The 4,885-nt window shown below is 71.5% G+C and carries 4 protein-coding genes; 2 read left to right on the top strand and 2 right to left on the bottom strand.

The genetic code is table 11. From position 1 onward, the window contains the following. Positions 1 to 125: 125 nt before the first annotated feature. Positions 126 to 1,040 (top strand): phosphotransferase enzyme family protein, encoded by a 915-nt coding sequence (locus tag EAO73_RS35195; protein WP_224756596.1) that lies wholly within the window; start codon positions 126 to 128, stop codon positions 1,038 to 1,040. Between the two features lie 4 nt (positions 1,041 to 1,044). On the opposite strand, the gene EAO73_RS35190 is transcribed toward EAO73_RS35195, so the two are convergent. Next, positions 1,045 to 2,259 (bottom strand): glycosyltransferase, encoded by a 1,215-nt coding sequence (locus EAO73_RS35190; protein WP_147975599.1) that lies wholly within the window; start codon positions 2,257 to 2,259, stop codon positions 1,045 to 1,047. After that, positions 2,256 to 3,044: a MerR family transcriptional regulator gene (locus tag EAO73_RS35185; RefSeq protein WP_147975598.1), complete on the bottom strand. Its 789-nt coding sequence runs from the start codon at positions 3,042 to 3,044 to the stop codon at positions 2,256 to 2,258. The genes EAO73_RS35190 and EAO73_RS35185 overlap by 4 nt, the downstream gene beginning before the upstream one ends. A 306-nt stretch (positions 3,045 to 3,350) precedes the next feature. On the opposite strand from EAO73_RS35185, the gene EAO73_RS35180 reads away from it, so the two are divergent. Beyond that, positions 3,351 to 4,885: glycoside hydrolase family 18 protein (locus tag EAO73_RS35180; protein WP_224756595.1), on the top strand; the 1,535-nt coding region annotated here is incomplete at its 3' end.

Genomic DNA, 4,885 nt, shown 5'->3' with positions numbered 1-4,885 from the left:
ACCCCCGCCAGTCCGGGCGCCGGCGCCCGGACTGGCGGGGGTGGGATGAACCCCACCCCCGTGCGATACCCCGTCCGGCATCGGCCACCGGTGACACCCGTCCGTATCCAGGAGACGATCAGGAAGTGACAGCCCTGCCCACCGACACCCTCTCCCTCTCCCACCGCACCCTCGTCCTCGCCTGCCGGGAGCTGGGGCTCGACAGCGGGAACGCCACGCCGATCCGGATCGCCGAGAACGCACTGTGGAGGCTGCCGGACCGGATCGTGGCCCGCATCGGCCGGCCCGGCCGCGCGCACGTCGCCCGCCGGGAGATCGCGGTCGCCGGATGGCTCGCCGGTCACGGCATCCCGGTCGTCCGCCCTCTCCCGGGTGTGGGCCGGCCCGTGACCGTGAACGGCAGGCCCGTGACCTTCTGGGAGGAACTGCCCTCCCACCGGAACGGCTCGGTCCAGGAGATGGCCCATCTCCTGCGAGCGCTGCACGCCCTGCCCGCACCGGACTTCCCGCTGGAGACTCTGGAACCGTTCGGCAGGATCTGGGCGGGCCTGAGTCTGCGCACGCCGTGGGAGGCCTCCACCGTGCGCCGGCTCAGGGACCACGCGGCCGGCCTGGAAGAGGCGTGGGACGAGCTGCTGGCCGGCTCCCTTCTGCCGCGCTGCGTCCTGCACGGTGACGCCTGGGTCGGGAACGTGGCGTCGGCCGCGGACGGTACGGCGTACCTCATCGACCTCGAAAGCTTCGCCATCGGCCCGAGGGAATGGGATCTGACCTCCACCGCCGCGAAACTGACCTCCACCGGCACCCTCACACGCGCGGAGTACGAGGACTTCTGCGCCGTGTACGGAACCGACGTGACCGCGTGGCACGGCTATCCGTTGCTCCGGAACATCCGGGAACTGCGCATGACCGTGTACGCGGCCAGGATCGCGGCGGAGCACCCCGACCATCCGCAGGCACGCCAGGAGGCCCGGTACCGCGCCGCGTGCGTCATCGGACAGCGCGGCCCCAGGCCGTGGTTGTGGACGGCCGTGCCCTAGGGGTTCAGCCCGCCAAGTGCCCGACGGCGTCCACGACCTGCCTCGCACCGTCCTCCCCCGCCATCCGCGCGGCGCCCCTCGCCGCGGACTTCGCGTACCTCTCCTGCCGCACGACCCGGTCCAGGGCGCCGGCAAGCCGTTCGGCAGTGAGGGAGCGGAAGGGGATCGGCTCGTCGGCGGCGCCGATGGCGGCGAGGCGGGCGGCCCAGAACGGCTGATCGGCCGTCACCGGGACGGTCACCGCCGGAACACCGGCGCGCAGGGCCGCGGCCGAGGTGCCGGCCCCGGCGTGGTGGACCACGGCGGCCAGGCGCGGGAAGAGCAGGGCGTGCGGTACGTCCCCGACGGTGAGCACGTTGTCGCCCTCGGCGGCGAGCCGCGCGCTGCCGGCTTGGAGGACGCCGCGCAGCCCGGCGCGGCGCAGGGCCGCCACGGCGAGCTCGCTGAGCCGTTTCCCTTCGCCGGATGCCATGCTGCCGAAGCCGATGAGGACGGGCGCGGGCCCGGCGCTCAGGAAGTTCTCCAGTTCCGGCGGGAGTTGTGCGTCCGTGTCGTGATGGGGCCACCAGTTGCCCACCACCCGCAGGCCGGGACGCCAGTCGGCGGGCCGGGGCACCAGTGCGGTGCTGAAGCCGTGCAGGACGGGCCGGTCCGCCCGGTCCTGCCGGCGGCGTGCGGCGGAGGGCGAGGCCGAGGGCAGCCCGAGCCGTTCGCGCAGCGCGGTCACCGCCGGGGCGTAGAGGCGGTCGGTCATCCGCAGCGCGAAGCGCCCGGCCAGGCGGTTGCCGGGGCGGCCGAGCGAGCGGGCGCCGGTGACGACGGGTGGGAAGGCGCCGGTCGGCGCGGTGGGCTGGAGGTACACGCCGAGGCTCGGGGTGCCGGTGGCCTCGGCGAGGTGCCACCCCAGCGGGGCGGTCGTCGTCGAGAGCAGCAGCAGATCCGCGCCGTCGGCCGTCGCGTCGGCGAACCCCTGGCCCAGGTCGCCGATGAACGCGGCGGCGGCGCGCATGAGTTCGCGCCGGTCCCCGGCCCCGCCGCCTCCACCCGCCGGGTTGCCCGGGAGCGCGCGGTACTCCAGCCCGGCGGCCCGGACGAGGGGTGCGAAGGCGTCCGTGGTGGCGAGGGCGACGTCGTGGCCGGCCGCGCGGAGCGCGAAGCCCAGGCCCGTATAGGGCGCGACGTCACCGCGCGACCCGGCCGCGGCGATCAGTATCCTCATCGGTCCTCCTCGGCATCGGTACGGCGGGCGGCGTTGGCGTGAACCGCCTTGCACAGATAGGCCGCCAGGCCCGGACGCTGCCCCGACGGCGGCACGACCAGCGCGAAGGCGCGCGGATCGGCGGCGAAGTCGTCCGCGATGCGCCGGTGCATGGCGGGCGGGCAGGCGGTGAACCAGCGCGAGATGTGCAGCCGGTGCTCCTCGGCGAGGTCCGTCGCCCGCTCGCCGTCGCTCGGCTCCCCCTCGTCGAAGGCCGCCAGCAGCTCCGCCCGCCAGGCCGTCGCCTCGCCCATGAGCCGGCGCCAGTCCTCCTTGGTGTGGGCGGCGGCACGGGCCATCGCCTCGCGCTGCCCCGGTGAGTCCGCCCACTTGAGCGCCGCCTCGGTGGCGTAACTCAGGTCGGCGGTGATCTCCCCGAACACCTCGAAGCGCTCCCGCGGAGTCAGCTCGACGCCGGTCCGCTGCACCTCGATCGCCCGCTGGGCCACCTCGGACAGCCGTTGCAGCCGAGTGATCTCGGCCGCCAGCTGTTCCTGCCGGGCCCGCAGGTGGCTCAGGGCGTTGGCCTGCGGGTCCTGGAAGATCTCGGCGATCTCGGCGAGCGGGAAGCCCAGCTCGCGGTAGAAGAGGATCTGCTGAAGGCGGACCAGGTCGGCTTCACCGTAGAGCCGGTACCCGGCCCGGCTGCGGTCGCCGGGCGAGAGCAGTCCCGCCTTGTCGTAGTGGTGCAGCGTACGCACCGTCACTCCGGCGAAGGCCGAAACCTGCCCCACGGAATAGCTCATCCCTCTGCCCTTTCGTCGCGACCGAGCATCAAGCCTGACGCAAGGGGAGGGTCAAGCACCGGTTTTCAAGATCGAGTGGTTCGCTACCGAACTACTCGCACCCCCACTTTTAAGCGATCCTTAAGCCGCTGGTCACCGGCACCGGCCGACGGCCACCCGGCACCGAGGCGCCCACTGCGCGGCCCAGACAGCGTCAAATTGGTCTAGTCCTAATCTCGTTGGAATCGTTGACGTGCTGGTCACGGGCCGGTTATCACTGCTCCAGCCCATCCACAGCACCACCCGCTCCCCCGCTGGAGGCCGCACGTGCACCCCCGTAAAACTCTGATCGCCGCGCTGCTGAGCACGGCCCTCGCCACCGGCGGCCTCGCCGCGACCGTCGGCATCGGCTCCGCCCAGGCGGCCGACGCACCGGCTTCCGCTTCGCCCGGCAACGTGCGCATCGCGTACTACGACCAGTGGAGCGTCTACGGCAACGCCTTCTACCCGAAGCACCTCGACACCCGGGGCATCGCCGGCCAGCTGGACGTCATCAACTACTCGTTCGGCAACATCCACCCCACCGACCTCACCTGCTTCGAGGCCAACAAGGCGGCGGGCGACGACAACAACCCCAACGCGGGCGACGGTGCGGGCGACTCGTACGCCGACTACCAGAAGTCCTTCAGCGCGGCGGACAGCGTCGACGGCGTCGCCGACAAGTGGGACCAGCCCATCGTGGGCGTCTTCAACCAGTTCAAGGAACTGAAGGCGAAGTACCCCCACCTGAAGATCAACATCTCGCTGGGCGGCTGGTCCTACTCCAAGTACTTCAGCGACGCGGCGAAGACGGACGCGAGCCGCAAGAAGCTTGTCTCCTCCTGCATCGACCAGTACATCAAGGGCAACCTGCCGGTCGAGGGCGGCTACGGCGGCCCCGGCTCGGCGGCCGGCATCTTCGACGGCATCGACATCGACTGGGAGTACCCCGCCTCCGCGGGCGGCCACCTGGGCAATCACTACGCCCCCGAGGACAAGCAGAACTTCACCCTGCTGCTCGCCGAGTTCCGTAAGCAGCTCGACGCGTACGGCGCTGCGAACGGCGGCAAGAAGTACCTGCTCACCGCCGCCTTCGGGGCCGGCCAGGACAAGATCGCGAACATCGAGACCGACAAGATCGGCCAGTACCTCGACTACGCGAACCTGATGACGTACGACATGCACGGCGCCTGGGACGGCGACGGGCCGACGTACCACCAGTCCCCGCTGTACTCGGGGGCCAACGACCCGTCCGACCCGGTCGCGCCCGGCACCGAGAAGTACTCGATCGACAACGCGGTCGACTCCTGGCTCGACGGCAAGCCGGCCTACGGCATCGCCGGCGGCTTCCCCGCGAACAAGCTGACCCTGGGCTACGAGTTCTACTACCGCGGCTGGAAGGGCGTCCCGGCGGGCACCACCCACGGTCTGGCCCAGTCCGCGACCGGCGGCTCCTCCCCCCGCCCGCTCAGCCAGCAGGCCGGCATCGCGCACTACAAGGAGCTGGGCGGCATCGTCGACAACCCGGCGACGACGTACTGGGACGACGAGGCGAAGGCGTCCTACTTCTACAAGGACGGCGAGTTCTTCACCGGCCTGGACCAGAAGTCCATCCAGGCCAGGGCGGACTACGCCAAGCAGCGCGGCCTGGCCGGCGCGATGATGTACTCCCTGCTCGGCCTGGACGAGAACGCCACCCTGCTGAAGCAGATCAACACCGCGATCGGGTCGGACGGGTCGTTGGCCCCCGAGTACAGCGGGGACTGGTGGTACGTCGGCCCGTCGCCGTCCCAGGCGCCGTGCATGTCGTACGTCATCAGGTT

The organism is Streptomyces sp. col6 (assembly GCF_008042035.1).
Classification (GTDB): domain Bacteria; phylum Actinomycetota; class Actinomycetes; order Streptomycetales; family Streptomycetaceae; genus Streptomyces.
This window is presented reverse-complemented; position numbering and strand designations above follow the sequence as displayed.

Bases quoted from the DNA above. Each gene is read 5' to 3' on its own strand.
- EAO73_RS35190 (WP_147975599.1), bottom strand. From the start codon at position 2,259: ATGAGGATACTGATCGCCGCGGCCGGGTCGCGCGGTGACGTCGCGCCC.
- EAO73_RS35185 (WP_147975598.1), bottom strand. From the start codon at position 3,044: ATGAGCTATTCCGTGGGGCAGGTTTCGGCCTTCGCCGGAGTGACGGTG.